Origin of the sequence: Pseudomonas sp. RIT623 (genome assembly GCF_004519305.1) — a bacterium.
Lineage (GTDB): Bacteria > Pseudomonadota > Gammaproteobacteria > Pseudomonadales > Pseudomonadaceae > Aquipseudomonas.
Window position 1 is genome coordinate 22,594 of the sequence record NZ_SOZA01000031.1, and the last position, 17,607, is coordinate 40,200.

Here is a 17,607-nt window from a genome sequence, read left to right on the forward strand (position 1 = left end):
GGGCCAACGAAGAACTTTGAACAATGGCCACTATCCACGTAGACGGCAAAGCGCTCGAAGTCAACGGTGCGGACAACCTGTTACAGGCGTGTCTGTCGCTCGGCCTCGACATCCCCTATTTCTGCTGGCACCCGGCGCTCGGTAGCGTCGGCGCCTGCCGGCAGTGCGCGGTCAAGCAGTACACCGACGAGAACGACACCCGTGGTCGTATCGTCATGTCCTGCATGACCCCTGCCTCCGACGGCACCTGGATCTCCATCGACGATGAAGAGTCCAAGGCGTTCCGCGCCAGCGTCGTCGAATGGCTGATGACCAACCACCCGCACGACTGCCCGGTGTGCGAGGAAGGCGGTCACTGCCACCTGCAGGACATGACGGTAATGACCGGCCACAACGAGCGCCGCTACCGTTTCACCAAGCGTACCCACCAGAACCAGGACCTTGGCCCGTTCATCGCCCATGAGATGAACCGCTGCATCGCCTGCTACCGCTGCGTGCGCTACTACAAGGACTACGCCGGCGGCACCGACCTGGGCGTGTATGGCGCCCACGACAACGTATACTTCGGTCGCGTCGAAGACGGCGTGCTGGAAAGCGAGTTCTCCGGCAACCTCACCGAGGTCTGCCCGACCGGTGTGTTCACCGACAAGACCCACTCCGAGCGCTACAACCGCAAGTGGGACATGCAGTTCGCCCCGAGCATCTGCCATGGCTGCTCCAGCGGCTGCAACATCAGCCCCGGCGAGCGCTATGGCGAACTGCGCCGCATCGAGAACCGCTTCAACGGCTCGGTGAACCAGTACTTCCTGTGCGACCGTGGCCGTTTCGGCTATGGCTACGTCAACCGCAAGGATCGTCCACGCCAGCCACACCTGGCCGATGGCACCAAGCTGTCCCTCGACGCCGCCCTGGACAAGGCCGCCGACCTGCTGCGTGGCCGCACCATCGTCGGCATCGGCTCGCCACGCGCCAGCCTCGAGAGCAACTACGGCCTGCGCGAGCTGGTCGGTGCCGAATACTTCTACTCGGGCATGGAAGCCGGTGAGCTGGCCCGCGTGCGCCTGGCGCTGAACGTGCTGAACAGCAGCCCGCTACCAGTGCCGACCCTGCGCGACATCGAAGACCACGACGCCGTGTTCGTGCTCGGTGAAGACCTGACCCAGACCGCCGCCCGTGTCGCCCTGGCCGTGCGCCAGGCCACCAAGGGCAAGGCCGAGGCCATGGCCGACGCCATGCGCGTGCAGCCTTGGCTGGACGCCGCGGTGAAGAACATCGGCCAGCACGCGCTGTACCCGCTGTTCATCGCTTCGCTGGCTGAAACCAAGCTCGATGACGTGGCCGAAGAGTGTGTGCACGCCGCTCCCGCCGACCTCGCCCGCATCGGTTTCGCCGTGGCCCACGCCATCGACCCAAGCGCCCCAGCCGTCGAAGGCCTGGACGCCGAAGCCAAGGCCTTGGCCCAGCGCATCGCCGACGCCCTGGTCGCGGCCCAGCGCCCACTAGTCGTCGCCGGTACCTCACTGGCCGATCCTGCGCTGATCGAAGCCGCCGCCAACATCGCCAAGGCTCTCAAGCTGCGCGAGAAGAACGGTTCGCTGAGCCTGGTCGTGCCTGAAGCCAACAGCCTCGGTCTGGCGATGATGGGCGGTGAGTCCGTCGATGCGGCGCTGGACGCCGTGATCAGCGGCAAGGCCGACGCCATCGTCGTGCTGGAAAACGACCTGTACGCCCGCGTACCGACCGCCAAGGTCGAGGCAGCCCTGGCCGCGGCCAAGGTGGTGATCGTTGCCGACCACTCGAAAACCCCGACTGTCGACCGCGCCCACCTGGTACTGCCGGCCGCCTCGTTCGCCGAAGGCGACGGCACCCTGGTCAGCCAGGAAGGCCGTGCCCAGCGCTTCTTCCAGGTGTTCGACCCGCAATACCTGGACAGCAGCATCCAGATCCACGAAGGCTGGCGCTGGATGCACGCCCTGCGTGCCACCCTGCTGAACAAGCCGGTGGACTGGACCCAGCTCGACCACGTCACCAGCGCCTGCGCCGAAGCCGCCCCGCAACTGGCCGGCATCGTCAACGCAGCGCCAAGCGCCGCGTTCCGCATCAAGGGCATGAAGCTGGCCCGTGAGCCGCTGCGCTACTCCGGCCGTACCGCCATGCGCGCCAACATCAGCGTGCACGAGCCGCGTACCCCGCAGGACAAGGACACCGCGTTCGCCTTCTCCATGGAAGGTTACTCGGGCTCGGCCGAACCGCGCCAGCAAGTGCCGTTCGCCTGGTCGCCAGGCTGGAACTCGCCACAGGCCTGGAACAAGTTCCAGGACGAGGTCGGTGGCCACCTGCGCGCCGGTGACCCGGGCGTGCGCCTGATCGAATCGCAAGGCGACCGCCTGAGCTGGTTCAGCGCCATTCCGGGCGCGTTCAACCCGGCCCGTGGCACCTGGACCGCGGTACCGTTCTTCCACCTGTTCGGCAGCGAAGAGTCCTCCTCGCGCGCCACCCCGGTGCAGGAGCGCATCCCGGCCGCCTACGTGGCCCTGGCCAAGTCCGAGGCCGACCGCCTGGGCGTCAACGACGGCGCGCTGCTGAGCCTGAACGTGGCTGGCGTGGCCCTGCGTCTGCCGCTGCGTATCAATGAAGAACTGGGCGCTGGCCTGGTTGCGTTGCCCAAAGGCCTGGCCGGCATTCCGCCCGCCATCTTCGGTGCAGCCGTCGAAGGCCTGCAGGAGGCAGCACAATGAGCTGGTTCACCCCCGAAGTGATCGACGTGATCATTCAGGTCGTCAAGGCCATCGTGGTGCTGCTGGCCGTGGTGGTCTGCGGCGCGCTGCTCAGCTTCGTCGAACGTCGCCTGCTGGGCTGGTGGCAGGACCGCTACGGCCCGAACCGCGTCGGCCCGTACGGCATGTTCCAGATCGCCGCCGACATGCTGAAGATGTTCTTCAAGGAAGACTGGAACCCGCCCTTCGTCGACAAGGTGATCTTCACCCTGGCGCCGGTGGTGGCCATGAGCGCCCTGCTGATCGCCTTCTCGATCATCCCGATCACCCCAGGCTGGGGCGTCGCCGACCTGAACATCGGCCTGCTGTTCTTCTTCGCCATGGCCGGTCTTTCGGTGTACGCCGTGCTGTTCGCCGGCTGGTCGTCGAACAACAAGTACGCCCTGCTCGGCAGCCTGCGGGCTTCGGCGCAGACCGTGTCGTACGAAGTGTTCCTGGGCCTGGCGCTGATGGGCGTGGTGGTGCAGGTGGGCTCGTTCAACATGCGCGACATCGTTGAATACCAGGCCAACAACCTGTGGTTCATCATTCCGCAGTTCTTCGGTTTCTGCACCTTCTTCATCGCTGGCGTCGCCGTGACCCACCGTCACCCGTTCGACCAACCAGAAGCGGAACAGGAACTGGCCGACGGCTACCACATCGAATATGCCGGCATGAAATGGGGCATGTTCTTCGTTGGCGAGTACATCGGTATCGTCCTCATCTCGGCGCTGCTGGTCACCTTGTTCTTCGGCGGCTGGCACGGCCCGTTCGGCATCCTGCCGCAGGTGCCGTTCCTGTGGTTCGCCCTGAAGACCGCGTTCTTCATCATGCTGTTCATCCTGCTGCGCGCCTCGATCCCGCGCCCACGCTATGACCAGGTGATGGACTTCAGCTGGAAGTTCTGCCTGCCGCTGACCCTGATCAATTTGCTGGTGACCGCTGCGATCGTGCTCTACAACACGCCAGCCGTCGCGGCCCAGTGAGGATTTGACCCATGTTCAAGTATATCGGCGACATCGTTAAGGGCACCGGCACACAGCTGCGCAGCCTGGCCATGGTGTTCTCCCACGGGTTCCGCAAGCGCGACACCCTGCAGTACCCCGAAGAACCCGTGTACCTGCCGCCGCGCTACCGTGGCCGCATCGTCCTCACCCGCGACCCCGACGGCGAGGAGCGCTGCGTGGCGTGCAACCTCTGCGCGGTGGCCTGCCCGGTCGGCTGCATCTCGTTGCAGAAGGCCGAGACCGAGGACGGCCGTTGGTACCCCGAGTTCTTCCGCATCAACTTCTCGCGCTGCATCTTCTGCGGCCTGTGCGAAGAGGCGTGCCCGACCACCGCGATCCAGCTGACTCCGGATTTCGAAATGGCCGAGTTCAAGCGTCAGGACCTGGTGTACGAGAAAGAAGATCTGCTGATCTCCGGCCCCGGCAAGAACCCTGACTACAACTTCTACCGTGTTGCGGGCATGGCGATCGCTGGCAAGCCGAAAGGCGCTGCGCAGAACGAAGCCGAGCCGATCAACGTGAAGAGCTTGCTCCCATAAGGACAGAAAGATGGAATTCGCTTTCTACTTCGCATCCGGTGTCGCCGTTGTCTCCACGCTGCGCGTGGTGACCGGCACCAACCCGGTGCACGCCCTGCTCTACCTGATCATCTCGCTGATTTCCGTGGCGATGATCTTCTTCTCCCTCGGTGCGCCCTTCGCCGGTGCCCTGGAAGTGATCGCCTACGCCGGTGCCATCATGGTGCTGTTCGTTTTCGTGGTGATGATGCTCAATCTCGGGCCGGCCTCGGTCGCCCAGGAGCGTGGCTGGCTCAAGCCGGGCATCTGGGCGGGGCCGGTGATCCTCGCCGCCCTGCTGCTGCTGGAACTGCTCTACGTGCTGTTCGTCACCCCGTCGGGCGCTGCCATCAGCGGTACCACCGTCAGCGCCAAAGAGGTCGGCATCAGCCTGTTCGGCCCTTACCTGCTGGTGGTCGAACTGGCCTCGATGCTGCTGCTCGCGGCAGCCGTCACCGCCTTCCACCTGGGCCGCAACGAGGCGAAGGAGTAAATCATGGGTGCTATCCCTCTCGAGCATGGTCTGGCGGTCGCCGGCATCCTGTTCTGCTTAGGTCTGGTTGGCCTGATGGTCCGCCGCAACATTCTCTTCGTGCTCATGAGCCTGGAAGTCATGATGAACGCCGCTGCCCTGGCGTTCATCGTCGCCGGTGCCCGTTGGGTCCAGCCCGACGGCCAGGTGATGTTCATTCTGGTGATCAGCCTGGCAGCCGCCGAGGCCAGCATTGGCCTGGCGATCCTGCTGCAGCTGTATCGCCGCTTCCACACTCTCGATATCGATGCTGCCAGTGAGATGCGCGGATGAACCTTATCTTCCTGACGTTCGTATTCCCCCTGATCGGCTTCCTGCTGCTGTCGTTCTCGCGTGGGCGGTTCTCGGAGAACCTGTCCGCGCTGATCGGCGTCGGCTCGGTCGGTCTGTCGGCGGCCACCGCCGCCTACGTGATCTGGCAGTTCAACGTCGCCCCGCCTGAAGGCGGCGCGTACAGCCAGCTGCTGTGGCAGTGGATGTCGGTGGACGGCTTCGCGCCGAACTTCACCCTGTACGTGGATGGCCTGTCGGTCACCATGCTGGGCGTGGTCACCGGCGTCGGCTTCCTGATTCACCTGTTCGCCTCCTGGTACATGCGTGGCGAAGCCGGTTACTCGCGCTTTTTCTCGTACACCAACCTGTTCATCGCCAGCATGCTGTTCCTGGTGCTGGGCGACAACCTGCTGTTCATCTACTTCGGCTGGGAAGGCGTGGGCCTGTGCTCGTACCTGTTGATCGGTTTCTACTACAGCAACCGCAACAACGGTAACGCGGCACTCAAGGCGTTCATCGTCACCCGTATCGGCGACGTGTTCATGGCCATCGGCCTGTTCATCCTGTTCGTCCAGCTGGGCACGCTGAACGTGCAGGAACTGCTGGTGCTGGCACCGCAGAAGTTCCAGGCCGGCGACACCTGGATGGTCCTGGCGACCCTGATGCTGCTGGGTGGCGCGGTCGGTAAATCGGCCCAGCTGCCGCTGCAGACCTGGCTGGCCGACGCGATGGCCGGCCCGACCCCGGTTTCGGCGCTGATCCACGCCGCCACCATGGTGACCGCGGGCGTGTACCTGATCGCCCGTACCAACGGCCTGTTCCTGCTGGCGCCGGACGTGCTGCACCTGGTAGGTGTTGTCGGTGGCGTGACCCTGGTCCTGGCCGGCTTCGCCGCCCTGGTGCAGACCGACATCAAGCGTATCCTCGCCTACTCGACCATGAGCCAGATCGGCTACATGTTCCTGGCCCTGGGCGTCGGTGCCTGGGACGCGGCGATCTTCCACCTGATGACCCATGCCTTCTTCAAGGCCCTGCTGTTCCTTGCCTCGGGTGCGGTGATCGTTGCCTGCCACCATGAGCAGAACATCTTCAAGATGGGCGGCCTGTGGAAGAAGCTGCCGCTGGCCTATGCCAGCTTCGTGGTCGGTGGCGCCGCCCTGGCCGCCCTACCTATCCTGACCGTGGGCTTCTACTCCAAGGACGAGATCCTCTGGGAAGCCTTCGCCAGCGGCAACAGCGGCCTGCTGTACGCCGGCCTGGTCGGCGCGTTCATGACCTCGCTGTACACCTTCCGCCTGATCTTCATCGCCTTCCACGGCGAAGCCAAGACCGAAGCCCATGCGGGCCACGGCATCAGCCACTGGCTGCCGCTGGGCGTGCTGATCGTGCTGTCGACCTTCGTTGGCGCCTGGATCCACCCGCCACTGGCCGGTGTGCTGCCTGAAAGCGCCGGCCACGCCGGTGGCGAAGCCAAGCACTCGCTGGAAATCGCCTCGGGCGCCATCGCCATCGCCGGTATCCTGCTGTCGGCCCTGCTGTTCCTGGGCAAGCGTCGCCTGGTCAGCGCAGTCGCCAACAGTGGTATCGGTCGCGTCCTGTCGGCCTGGTGGTTCGCCGCCTGGGGCTTCGACTGGATCTACGACAAGCTCTTCGTCAAACCTTACCTGCTGATCAGCCACATCCTGCGCAAGGATCCGGTTGACCGCAGCATCGGCCTTATCCCTCGCCTGGCTCGCGGCGGTCACGTCGCCATGAGCAAGACCGAGACCGGCCAGCTGCGCTGGTACACCGCTTCGATCGCCGTCGGTGCCGTACTGGTACTCGGTGCCGTGGTAGTGGCCGCGGTATGACCATGAATCTTGCGACTTTGCCAAAGGAAACCAACCCGTCATGATTTTGCCTTGGCTGATCCTGATCCCCTTCATCGGCGGCTTCCTGTGCTGGCTGGGTGAGCGCTTCGGCGCCACCCTGCCGCGCTGGATCGCGCTGCTGACCATGTCCCTGCTGCTCGGCATCGGCCTGTGGCTGTGGGCGAACGGCAACTACACCCTGGCCCCGGCGCCGGGCGCCGAACCGGCCTGGGCCCTCGAATACAAGGTCGAGTGGATCAAGCGCTTCGGCATCAGCATCCACCTGGCCCTCGACGGCCTGTCGCTGCTGATGATCCTGCTCACCGGCCTGCTCGGCGTGCTGTCGGTGCTGTGCTCGTGGAAAGAGATCCAGCGCCACGTCGGCTTCTTCCACCTCAACCTGATGTGGATCCTCGGCGGCGTGGTCGGTGTGTTCCTGGCCCTGGACCTGTTCCTGTTCTTCTTCTTCTGGGAAATGATGCTGGTGCCGATGTACTTCCTCATCGCGCTCTGGGGTCACAGCTCGGCCGATGGCAAGAAGACGCGGATCTACGCGGCGACCAAGTTCTTCATCTTCACCCAGGCCAGCGGCCTGATCATGCTGGTGGCGATCCTTGGCCTGGTGCTGGTCAACTACAACAGCACCGGGGTGATCACCTTCAACTACAGCGACCTGCTCAAGGCCGAGCTGCCGGCCGGCGTCGAGTACATCCTGATGCTGGGCTTCTTCATCGCCTTCGCGGTGAAGCTGCCGGTGGTACCGTTCCACTCCTGGCTGCCTGATGCCCACGCCCAGGCGCCGACCGCCGGTTCCGTGGACCTGGCCGGTATCCTGCTGAAGACCGCGGCCTACGGCCTGCTGCGCTTCGCCCTGCCGCTGTTCCCGAACGCCTCGGCCGAGTTCGCGCCGATCGCCATGACCCTGGGCCTGATCGGTATCTTCTACGGTGCCTTCCTGGCCTTCGCGCAAACCGACATCAAGCGCCTGATCGCCTTCTCCAGCGTCTCGCACATGGGCTTCGTGCTGATCGGTATCTACTCCGGTAGCCAGCAAGCCCTGCAGGGCGCGGTGATCCAGATGCTGGCCCACGGCCTGTCGGCTGCCGCGCTGTTCATTCTGTCCGGCCAGCTGTACGAGCGCCTGCACACCCGTGACATGCGCCAGATGGGTGGCCTGTGGCACCGCATCGCGTATCTGCCAGCCATCAGCCTGTTCTTCGCCGCCGCCTCGCTGGGCCTGCCAGGCACCGGCAACTTCGTCGGCGAGTTCCTGATCCTGATCGGCAGCTTCGCCCACGTGCCATGGATCACCGTGATCGCCACCACAGGCCTTGTGTTCGGTTCGGTGTACTCGCTGATCATGATCCACCGCGCCTACTTCGGCCCGGCCAAGGCCGACACCGTGCTGGCCGGCATGGACAGTCGCGAGCTGATCATGGTGCTGGGCCTGGCTGGCCTCTTGATCCTGCTGGGCGTGTATCCGCAGCCGTTCCTCGACACCTCTGCCGCCACCATGAGCGGTGTGCAGCAGTGGCTCGGTTCCGCTTTCACTCAACTCGCTTCGGCCCGGTAAGAGCGCTATGGAATTCACCACTCAACACTTCATCGCATTGGCGCCGATGCTGATCACCACCATCACCACGGTGGTGGTGATGCTGGCGATCGCCTGGAAGCGCAACCACTCGCAGACCTTCCTGCTGTCCACCGTGGGCCTGAACCTGGCCTTGCTGTCGATCCTGCCGGCGCTGAAGGTCGCGCCGCTGGCGGTCACCTCGCTGGTGACCATCGACAAGTTCGCCTGCCTGTACATGGCGATCATCCTGGTGGCCACCCTGGCCTGCGTCACCCTCGCCCACGCCTACCTCGGCGAAGGCTCCAAAGGCTTCCCGGGCAACCGTGAAGAACTGTACCTGCTGCTGCTGATGTCGGCACTGGGTGGCCTGGTGCTGGTCAGCGCCAACCACCTGGCCGGCCTGTTCATCGGCCTGGAGCTGCTGTCAGTGCCGGTCTACGGCCTGGTGGCGTATGCGTTCTTCAACAAGCGCTCGCTGGAAGCCGGCATCAAGTACATGGTGCTGTCGGCCGCCGGTTCCGCCTTCCTGCTGTTCGGCATGGCGCTGCTGTATGCCGACGCCGGCGCCCTGACCTTCGACCAACTGGGCAAAGCCCTGGCCGCTACCAGCATGCCAAGCCTGCTGGCCCAACTGGGCCTGGGCATGATGCTGGTGGGCCTGGCCTTCAAGCTGTCGCTGGTACCGTTCCACCTGTGGACCCCGGACGTGTACGAAGGCGCCCCGGCGCCGGTCGCCGCGTTCCTGGCCACCGCCAGCAAGGTCGCGGTGTTCGCCGTGGTCGTGCGCCTGTTCATGCTCTCCCCCGCCGCCAGCAGCGGCGTGCTGAGCACCGTGCTGGCAGTCATCGCCGTGGCGTCGATCATCATCGGCAACCTGCTGGCGCTGACCCAGAGCAACCTCAAGCGCCTGCTGGGTTACTCGTCCATCGCCCACTTCGGCTACCTGGTCATCGCCCTGGTCGCCAGCAAGGGCCTGGCCCTGGAAGCCATGGGCGTGTACCTGGTCACCTACGTGATCACCAGCCTCGGCGCCTTCGGCGTGATCACCCTGATGTCCTCGCCATACGCCGGCCGTGACGCTGATGCCCTGTACGAGTACCGCGGCCTGTTCTGGCGCCGTCCGTACCTGACCGCGGTACTGACCGTGATGATGCTGTCGCTGGCCGGTATCCCGCTGACCGCAGGCTTCATCGGCAAGTTCTACATCATCGCCACCGGCGTCGAGTCGCACCTGTGGTGGCTGGTCGGCGCCCTGGTGATCGGCAGCGCCATCGGCGTGTACTACTACCTGCGGGTCATGGTCACCCTGTACCTGGTCGAACCGAACCTGCGTCGCCACGACGCCCCGCTGAAGTGGGAACAGCGCACTGGTGGCGTGATGCTGCTGGCCATCGCGATCCTCGCTTTCGTTCTCGGTGTTTACCCGCAGCCGCTGCTGGAGATGGTGCAGCAGGCTGGATTGCAACTGATCGGCTGATCGGCTGCCAGCGTCACTAGACACCCCGCCTCGGCGGGGTGTTTTTTTTCGGGTCCTACAGATCGTCCCCTGTGCTTCGTCTGCCCTTTGCAGCGTCAGACTCCCGCACCCGATCTGGAACCTCGTCCCCATGCGCCCCACCCTGCCCTACTCCCTGCTGGCCCTGTTCGTCGCCGGCACCGCCCAGGCCGCCAACCGCGTCGAACTCGACCAGATGCTGATCCAGGACCATCAACAGTCCGAGCTGGAAGCCGCCGCCGATCACCTGCGTGAAATCCCCGGCGCCAGCAACCTGGTGGACATGGACAAGGTAGGCCAGGGCCGGGTGGCCAGCAACCAGGATGTGCTGGCCTACCAGCCGGGAGTGTTCGCCCAGTCGGCGGGCAACGATGGCATCAAGCTGTCGATCCGTGGTTCGGGCATCAACCGCGCGCCGGGTGCCCACGGCTCGGGCGTCTACACGATGTTCGACGGCCTGCCGCTGACAGGTCCCGGCGGCACGCCCTATGAGCTGTTCGAACCGCTGTGGCTGAGCCGCGCCGAAGTGCTGCGCGGTGCCAACGGTTTCGACCAGGGCTCACTTGCCCTGGGCGGCGCGATCAACTACGTGACCCACACCGGCTACGATGCCGCACCCTTGCAGGTGCGCTACGAAGTCGGCAGCCGTGGCTACCAGCGCCGGCACATCAGCTCCGGACAGGTGCTGGGCAACCTCGACTATTACGTAGCGCTTACCGACGCCGAGTACGACGGCTTCCAGCGGCACAGCAGCGGCAGCGCCAAGGGCATCGCCGCCAACGTCGGCTATCGTTTCAACCCGAATCTGGAAACGCGCTTCTACCTACGCTATCGCGAGACCGAGAACGACCTGGCCGGACGCCTGACCAAGGACCAGATCAAGCACGATCCGCGTGCGGCAAACCCGGCCTACCTGGCCCGCGATGACAGCCGCCCGCAACCGGGCAGCACCTGGGTCGGCAACAAGACCACCTTCTTCCTGGATGACGAATCGCGCCTGGAGGCGGGGCTGGTCTATCACGACTACCCAATGGACCTGCGCGAAGGCCCGATGCGCCTGAAGGTCGCCTACACCGATGTCAGCGGCACGCTGAACTACTTGCGGCGTGACACCCTGTTCGGCCATGAGAGCAAGACCACCCTGGGCTGGCGCACCACCAAGCACCTGCCCAACAGCGGCGCCTCGCAGTTCGCCCGCCCCGACGGCGACAACTTCGGGGCTCGCACCCGCGACTTCAGCTACCAGGGCTCGGACACTGTGTTGCATGCAGGCAACGATCTGGAGCTGATTCCGAACCTGTGGCTGACCACGGGCCTGGCGATGATCTACACCCGCCGTGAAAGCGACGTCACCTATCCAAGCAGTGGCGGCAAGGTCAGCCAGCATGACTGGGATTTTGCGCCACGGTTGGGCCTGCGCTACGACATCCGCCCGGACCTGCAGGTCTACGGCAACCTCAGCCGCTCGGTGGAGCCGCCGCACCCGTGGTCACTGGTCTGGAGCGCGCCGGTAAACAACCAGCCAATGAAGATGCAGAACCAGACCGCCACCACCCTTGAACTGGGCGCACGCGGCGATTCTGCGCTGGGCCGTTGGGACCTTGCCTGGTACTACGCCCAGGTACGTCATGAACTGCTGAACGTGGAAGTCGTGCAAGGCTTGCCGTTCAAGGAGTTCAACGCCAGCCCCACCGTGCACCAGGGCATCGAAGCCGGCCTGGACAGCCTCCTCTGGGAACAACCCGGCACCGGCAAGCTAAGCCTGCGCCAGGCCTACACCTTCAGCGACTTCCACTACCGCGATGACGACAAGTTTGGCGACAACCGCCTGCCCGGCATCCCCATGCATTACTACCAGGCCGAGTTGCGTTACGACTGGCCGACGGGGTTCTACGCCGGCGTGAATACGCAGATGGCCTCCAAGGTGCAAGTGGACTACGCCAACAGCAGCCACGCTGACGCCTACGCCCTGCTCGGCGCGCGGCTGGGCTGGGATTCGCCGAAACGTGACTGGCAGACATGGCTGGACCTGCGCAACCTGACCAACCAGCGCTATGCAGCGACGGTGACGCCAGGGTATGACGATGGCGGCAAGGATGTCGCCCGTTCGACGCCGGGAGAAGGCTTCGGCGCTTATCTGGGTGTTTCTTACAGCTTCCGTTAGGCCCACGGTATGCACTGAATACGCGCCTTGATAGCTATATTTCAGCAAGGCGCGGCGCAACGTCTCTCGAGCCAGGTGTGACTTACAGGCCTGGATAAATGGCGCCAGCCCATTTGCGGCTATTCCCGCTTCGGTACTGAATAAAACTTACACGCCTGCGTAAGCAAACCCTGATTCCAGGAATTATTTCATCTGTAATCGCAGCCTCGGCCGTTACAAAGCCCTCGCAGGCCGGGGCCTTATCCCACCGCGCGCCTGCGGTTTTACGCCTTCATGCATTTCCCTACTCCATCCGTACTCCTGCCTGGCACCAAGGCAGAGGGAAACGACTCCCATTTAAACAGGCGGTGGTGATTCGCAAGAATTCCAACGGCAACGAAAGTGTCGTTGCACCACTAACTGCAAGGAGAATCAAAGATGGGTATCTACATGGGTTTCCGCGCCAACACCCAAGACGAAGAACTGTCCGAGGCTATCACCCAGGCACCCTCCCAGGTGCAGCCTCAGCAGATCGATGCGCAGCACCTGGCTGAGCACGAGAAGCAGCAACTGAACGACGAGTAACGTGTTTGCGCAAGGTGTGCCTGATGGCACACCTTGCGCTCAGGAGCGCCCATGCCATCACTAGCCGAAAGCCCCTTCCAACACGAATCGTTCGAGGCGCAGGCCAGGCACCTGGCCTGCGTACTTGCCTTGCCCGCCATGGAGCAAGTCGGCATCACATCGAGTGCCCGGATAACCGAGCCAGTCGGCCCCGGGCTCAACAACCTGTTCCTGCTGCGGGTCGACGGTATCGAGCACCTGGGGTGCAGGGTACCGGGCGCCAATGGCGAGCTGGATAGCCGCCTGACCCCGGACATGCTGCTGGGCACGCTGCTGGAGGCGCGCTGGGACGAACAGGGCTGGCACTGCCAATACCAACCGTTGACCGACAGCCAATGCTCGGCGCTGTTCCAGCAAGCACTCACGTCTTCAAGCCACAGAATCCATTTTCCCTTTCCGGAACTGGACAGCCAATGCCGAGAGCAGATCGCGCCACCCTGCTTCTGGGATGCCCCGCAAGACCTGGCCAAACGCCTGGACCGCCAGGAGCAGCACTTTCGCGACACCACCATCGCCCTGCTTTCGGGCCGCCTGCGCCCCGGCGCAATCATCCATGATCCGGCGTGCTCCACCGGCACCTTCATCGCCACGCTGGCACGCGCACTGCCAAACAGCCAGTGCATGGGGGCGGATCGTTCGGCGGCGATGATCGACCATGCGACAGCCTGCCATCATTTGCCGAACCTGAGTTTCGAGATCGCCGACGCCCAGGTGCCGGTCATGCCAAAGGGCAGTTGCGACGTGCTGATCCTGCGCTTTCTGAACGCCGAGATGATGACCCGCGCTTGCGCCCTCGCGTTGTTCGAGCAGCTCACCGGCTTGATCCGCCCCGGCGGCATGGCCCTGGTGTTCGGCCAATCGAGTGTGTTGCTCGACGTCGGGCAGCAGGCCCGCCGGCTTGGCCTGCAAGTCGCCAGCAGCCTGGCCGGGGTCCCCGGCTCCTTGCAGTTGTTCCAGTTCTACCAATTGATCTGCCCCAAGCCCCTTCCGGAACAGATACCCTCATGAACAGACCTGCCGAACGCGAATACAGCCTGGCCGTTGCCAAGACGCGAGTCGAGGAACAACTGGCATTGCTTGGCTTACGCCTTGAGGAAACAGTCCTGGGCAACGGCCTCTGCTCGGTATTGATGCACCTGACTGACGAGGCAACCGGCAGGATGGCGCACGGCAGCGGCAAGGGCGGGCTCGAGGAAGCCCGCGTAGGCGCACGCTTCGAGGCGCTCGAGCACTACCTCGACGAGCACCAGCCACGCCCGTTGCACCTGCGCAGCACCGCCAGCCTGGCCCGCGAGGCGCACGTGCAGGGCGACTTCCTGCTGCCCTGGCTAGAGGCCCAGCCCGACCGATACCTGGCTTGCCAGCGCTATACCGACATCCACGCCAAGCCGCTGTTCGACTACCCGATTGGCGTCACCCACCCTGATTACGCCGACCAGCCCCTGCCAGGCGACAACTTCGACCACCGTGGGCTCAGGCGCTACAGCAGCAACGATGGCGCGGCAATCGGCGCCAGCCGCGACGAGGCTTTGCTGCACGCGCTGAACCAGATCATCGAGCGCGATGCACTGTCGCTGTTCATGTTGCGCCACGTCTACTACCAGCGCCCCGAACCCGTGCTGCAGGTGCTGCGCCCACCGGCGACCTCGGCCCTGTCACGCCTGTGGGGCGAGGCCGAACGCTGCCTGGACAGCCCTATTGCCGTGCTGGACATCAGCAACGAGTTCGCCAGCCGCAGTTTCCTGGCCCTGTGCCTGTGCCCGGCCTCGCCCTTGCAGGCCAACGTGGTCGGCTGCGGCGCCTCACTCGACCCTTGGCACGGTGTGCAGCGCGCCTTGAGCGAGCTGGTACAGCTGCAACTCAACAGTCGCTTGCCGCAAGCCCGGCAGCAGTTGCAGCAGGCGGCGGGCACACTGGCCGCCTGGCCAAGGCTGCAACGCTGCCAGCAGCGCGATATTGCCGCCCTGCTGGGTAACAGCCGCTACTGCACCTTGCCAGAACCGCTACCCGCACAGACTGTGACCCAGCAACTGCAGGTGCTGCTGGAAGACTTGCAGCGGCACGGCCATCAGGTGGGCATCTGCGAAGTGTTTCGCGGGGCCCAGGGGATCAGCCTGGTCAACGCCCTCGTACCTGGGCTGGAACGCTTCCATCTGGTCTGGAGCGGTAACCTGGTACTACCCGGCCCGCGCGGCCTGCGCCTGGCAGAAAGCGGATGACCTACGGCAACTGCACCTGCGGCTTGGTCGAGGCAAAGATCGCCCAGCTGGACACGAACAGCGCCGCGATCAACGGCCCGATCACAAACCCGTTGAGCCCGAACACCGCCAACCCGCCCAACGTGGACACCAGCACCAGGTAGTCCGGCATGCGCGTGTCCTTGCCCACCAGGATCGGCCGCAACAGGTTGTCCACCAGGCCGATCACCAGTACCCCAAAGGCGCTCAGCACGATGCCCTGCCAGGTCGCCCCGGTCAGGATGAAATAAGCCGCCACTGGCGCCCAGACGATCCCCGCCCCCACCGCTGGCAGCAGCGACAGGAACGCCATCAGCACCGCCCAGATCAGCGCGCTGGGAATGTCCAGCACCCAGAAGATCAACCCACCCAACGCGCCCTGGATAATCGCCACCAGCAGGTTGCCCTTGACCGTGGCCCGTACCACGCGCTTGAACTTCAGCTGCAAGCGGCGCTTCTGCTGCTCGGGCAGCGGCACGGCCTGGCGCACCTTGCGCGCTACCTCCGCCCCTTCGCGCAGGAAGAAGTACAAGAGGTAGAGCATGATGCCGAAGCTCACCAGGAACTCGAAGGTGCCCTGCCCAAAGCTGAACGCCTGGCCTGCAAGGAACTGGCTGCCCTGGGTGGCCCACTTGGTGATCTTGTCGCGCAGGCCGTCGAGGTTGCCCATGCCCATTCGGTCCAGGGCATGCTGGGCGTAGCCTGGAAGCATATCCTTGCCGCGTTCGATATAGCCGGCAATGTCCAGTTGGCCGCTCTCCACGCGCTGGTACAGCGCCGCGCCCTCCTGCACCAGCAGCATGCTGATGATCATCACCGGCAGCACCGCGATCAGCAGGCAGGCCAGCAGCGCCAGTGACGTCGCCAGGTTGCGCCGCCCGCCCAGGCGCAACAACAGACGACGTTGCAACGGCGCGAAAAGGATGCCCAGCACCACTGCCCAGAAGATCGCACCGAAGTACGGCAAGAGAATCCAGATGAAGGCAACGGTCACCAGCGCCAGCAGCGCAGTCAGGGCCTTGTTCTGCAACACAGTTTCGTTCATGGGCATTCCTCGAGGGCTCAACAGCTTAGTGCCCGGCGCCGGGGCAAAAGTGCCGTTGATCCAGATCAATACCGGCGCAGCGCCACGCCCTTAGCATCCGCGCCTTTTGCCCCGGTGCGCACCATGACCCCACTCGCCACGCCCGAACTGCTCGCCCCCGCCGGCACCCTCAAGACCATGCGCTACGCCTTCGCCTATGGCGCCGATGCGGTCTACGCCGGCCAGCCGCGCTACAGCCTGCGGGTGCGCAACAACGAATTCGACCACGCCCACCTGGCGCTCGGCATCCAGGAGGCCCATGCCCTGGGCAAGCGCTTCTACGTGGTGGTCAACATCGCCCCGCACAACGCCAAGCTCAAGACCTTTCTCAAGGATCTGGCTCCCGTCATCGCAATGGGCCCCGACGCACTGATCATGTCCGACCCGGGCTTGATCATGCTGGTGCGCGAGCACTTCCCGCAGGTGCCCATCCACCTCTCGGTGCAGGCCAACACGGTGAACTGGGCCGCAGCAAGGTTCTGGCAGGGCCTGGGCCTGTCGCGAGTGATCCTGTCCCGCGAGCTGTCGCTGGAAGAGATCGAAGAGATTCGTCAGCAGGTGCCGGACATGGAGCTGGAGGTGTTCGTCCATGGCGCGCTGTGCATGGCCTACTCCGGACGCTGCCTGTTGTCCGGCTACCTGAACAAGCGCGATGCCAACCAGGGCACCTGCACCAACGCCTGCCGCTGGAAGTACGACAGCACCCCCGCCACCGAGAATCTCACCGGTGATATCGTCCGCGAGGTCGAGCCGACCCTGGGCCTGGGCGCGCCCACCGCGCAGGTGTTCCTGCTCCAGGAAAGCAACCGTCCAGGCGAAGAGATGCCCGCCTTCGAGGACGAGCACGGCACCTACATCATGAACGCCAAGGACCTGCGCGCCATCCAGCACGTCGAGCGCCTGGCACATATGGGTGTGCATTCGCTGAAGATCGAAGGCCGTACCAAATCGCACTTCTACTGCGCCCGCGCCGTGCAGTCGTACCGCCAGGCCATCGACGACGCCGTGGCCGGTCGGCCATTCGACCGCGGCCTGATGGACAACCTCGAGTCCCTCGCCCAGCGCGGCTACACCGAAGGTTTCCTGCGCCGCCATGTGCATGATGAGTATCAGAATTACCAGCGCGGCAACTCAGTGTCCGAGCGCCAGCAGTTCGTCGGCGAGCTGACCGGGGTGCGCGTGGACGGCCTGGCCGAAGTGAAGGTGAAGAACCGTTTCGCCGTGGGCGACCATCTGGAACTGATGACTCCGCGCGGCAACTACCACTTCGACCTGCACCGCCTGTGCGACCGTCAGCAGCAGGCCATCGAGGTGGCGCCGGGCGATGGCCATGTGGTCTACCTGCCGATTCCCGAGCAGGTGTCCCTGGAGTTCGGCCTGCTGATGCGCGACCTGGAAGGCGCCGAGACCGCTGCCTGACAAATCTGTAATCCGCGCCTCAGGTGGCTGACAGGCGCTGGCGGCAAGGATGGTGGC

Annotated in this window: 14 protein-coding genes; 13 read left to right on the top strand and 1 reads right to left on the bottom strand. The window is 64.5% G+C overall.

From position 1 onward, the window contains the following. The first annotated feature begins 23 nt into the window (after positions 1-23). The 12 genes from nuoG (at position 24) to E3U47_RS18975 (ending at position 15,029) form a co-directional block, all read left to right on the top strand. Entirely contained in the window at positions 24-2,738 is a 2,715-nt protein-coding gene (nuoG, locus tag E3U47_RS18925) for an NADH-quinone oxidoreductase subunit NuoG (RefSeq protein WP_134693190.1), read from the top strand. Then, entirely contained in the window at positions 2,735-3,742 is a 1,008-nt protein-coding gene (nuoH, locus tag E3U47_RS18930) for an NADH-quinone oxidoreductase subunit NuoH (RefSeq protein ID WP_134693191.1), read from the top strand. Before nuoG ends, nuoH begins: the two co-directional genes overlap by 4 nt. An 11-nt stretch (positions 3,743-3,753) precedes the next feature. Next, positions 3,754-4,302, top strand: coding sequence for an NADH-quinone oxidoreductase subunit NuoI (gene nuoI / locus E3U47_RS18935; protein WP_016488223.1), 549 nt, complete (start codon positions 3,754-3,756; stop codon positions 4,300-4,302). Between the two features lie 10 nt (positions 4,303-4,312). After that, positions 4,313-4,813, top strand: a complete 501-nt coding sequence (gene nuoJ, locus E3U47_RS18940; RefSeq protein ID WP_023631348.1) for an NADH-quinone oxidoreductase subunit J — start codon at positions 4,313-4,315, stop codon at positions 4,811-4,813. A 3-nt stretch (positions 4,814-4,816) separates the two neighbouring features. Continuing rightward, positions 4,817-5,125, top strand: a complete 309-nt coding sequence (nuoK, locus tag E3U47_RS18945) for an NADH-quinone oxidoreductase subunit NuoK (RefSeq protein ID WP_023631349.1) — start codon at positions 4,817-4,819, stop codon at positions 5,123-5,125. Continuing rightward, positions 5,122-6,975 (top strand): NADH-quinone oxidoreductase subunit L, encoded by a 1,854-nt coding sequence (nuoL, locus tag E3U47_RS18950; protein ID WP_134693192.1) that lies wholly within the window; start codon positions 5,122-5,124, stop codon positions 6,973-6,975. The genes nuoK and nuoL overlap by 4 nt, the downstream gene beginning before the upstream one ends. Positions 6,976-7,015: 40 nt before the next feature. Then, positions 7,016-8,548, top strand: coding sequence for an NADH-quinone oxidoreductase subunit M (gene nuoM, locus E3U47_RS18955; RefSeq protein ID WP_134693193.1), 1,533 nt, complete (start codon positions 7,016-7,018; stop codon positions 8,546-8,548). A 7-nt stretch (positions 8,549-8,555) separates the two neighbouring features. Then, positions 8,556-10,025, top strand: coding sequence for an NADH-quinone oxidoreductase subunit NuoN (gene nuoN, locus E3U47_RS18960; protein ID WP_102685131.1), 1,470 nt, complete (start codon positions 8,556-8,558; stop codon positions 10,023-10,025). Between the two features lie 130 nt (positions 10,026-10,155). Continuing rightward, a complete protein-coding gene (locus E3U47_RS18965; RefSeq protein ID WP_134693194.1) occupies positions 10,156-12,207 on the top strand; it encodes a TonB-dependent receptor domain-containing protein in 2,052 nt (683 codons plus the stop codon). Between the two features lie 417 nt (positions 12,208-12,624). Further along, the gene (locus tag E3U47_RS25025; protein ID WP_167659509.1) at positions 12,625-12,771 is read left to right on the top strand and encodes a hypothetical protein; all 147 of its coding nucleotides are present in this window, start codon (positions 12,625-12,627) and stop codon (positions 12,769-12,771) included. A 51-nt stretch (positions 12,772-12,822) separates the two neighbouring features. Continuing rightward, a complete protein-coding gene (locus E3U47_RS18970) occupies positions 12,823-13,818 on the top strand; it encodes a trans-aconitate 2-methyltransferase (protein ID WP_134693195.1) in 996 nt (331 codons plus the stop codon). Then, the gene (locus E3U47_RS18975) at positions 13,815-15,029 is read left to right on the top strand and encodes a YcaO-like family protein (protein WP_134693196.1); all 1,215 of its coding nucleotides are present in this window, start codon (positions 13,815-13,817) and stop codon (positions 15,027-15,029) included. The genes E3U47_RS18970 and E3U47_RS18975 overlap by 4 nt, the downstream gene beginning before the upstream one ends. A gap of 1 nt (position 15,030) precedes the next feature. On the opposite strand, the gene E3U47_RS18980 is transcribed toward E3U47_RS18975, so the two are convergent. Next, a complete protein-coding gene (locus E3U47_RS18980) occupies positions 15,031-16,092 on the bottom strand; it encodes an AI-2E family transporter (protein ID WP_134693197.1) in 1,062 nt (353 codons plus the stop codon). A 123-nt stretch (positions 16,093-16,215) separates the two neighbouring features. Between E3U47_RS18980 and yegQ the strand changes: the two genes are divergently transcribed. Further along, positions 16,216-17,550 carry a tRNA 5-hydroxyuridine modification protein YegQ gene (gene yegQ, locus E3U47_RS18985; RefSeq protein ID WP_134693198.1) on the top strand — a complete coding sequence of 445 codons (1,335 nt, stop codon included), beginning with the start codon at positions 16,216-16,218 and terminating at the stop codon, positions 17,548-17,550. Positions 17,551-17,607: the final 57 nt, after the last annotated feature.

Coding starts and splice junctions, on each gene's coding strand:
- nuoG (WP_134693190.1), top strand. CDS start 24: ATGGCCACTATCCACGTAGACGGCAAAGCGCTCGAAGTCAACGGTGCG.
- nuoH (WP_134693191.1), top strand. CDS start 2,735: ATGAGCTGGTTCACCCCCGAAGTGATCGACGTGATCATTCAGGTCGTC.
- nuoI (WP_016488223.1), top strand. CDS start 3,754: ATGTTCAAGTATATCGGCGACATCGTTAAGGGCACCGGCACACAGCTG.
- nuoJ (WP_023631348.1), top strand. CDS start 4,313: ATGGAATTCGCTTTCTACTTCGCATCCGGTGTCGCCGTTGTCTCCACG.
- nuoK (WP_023631349.1), top strand. CDS start 4,817: ATGGGTGCTATCCCTCTCGAGCATGGTCTGGCGGTCGCCGGCATCCTG.
- nuoL (WP_134693192.1), top strand. CDS start 5,122: ATGAACCTTATCTTCCTGACGTTCGTATTCCCCCTGATCGGCTTCCTG.
- nuoM (WP_134693193.1), top strand. CDS start 7,016: ATGATTTTGCCTTGGCTGATCCTGATCCCCTTCATCGGCGGCTTCCTG.
- nuoN (WP_102685131.1), top strand. CDS start 8,556: ATGGAATTCACCACTCAACACTTCATCGCATTGGCGCCGATGCTGATC.
- E3U47_RS18965 (WP_134693194.1), top strand. CDS start 10,156: ATGCGCCCCACCCTGCCCTACTCCCTGCTGGCCCTGTTCGTCGCCGGC.
- E3U47_RS25025 (WP_167659509.1), top strand. CDS start 12,625: ATGGGTATCTACATGGGTTTCCGCGCCAACACCCAAGACGAAGAACTG.
- E3U47_RS18970 (WP_134693195.1), top strand. CDS start 12,823: ATGCCATCACTAGCCGAAAGCCCCTTCCAACACGAATCGTTCGAGGCG.
- E3U47_RS18975 (WP_134693196.1), top strand. CDS start 13,815: ATGAACAGACCTGCCGAACGCGAATACAGCCTGGCCGTTGCCAAGACG.
- E3U47_RS18980 (WP_134693197.1), bottom strand. CDS start 16,092: ATGAACGAAACTGTGTTGCAGAACAAGGCCCTGACTGCGCTGCTGGCG.
- yegQ (WP_134693198.1), top strand. CDS start 16,216: ATGACCCCACTCGCCACGCCCGAACTGCTCGCCCCCGCCGGCACCCTC.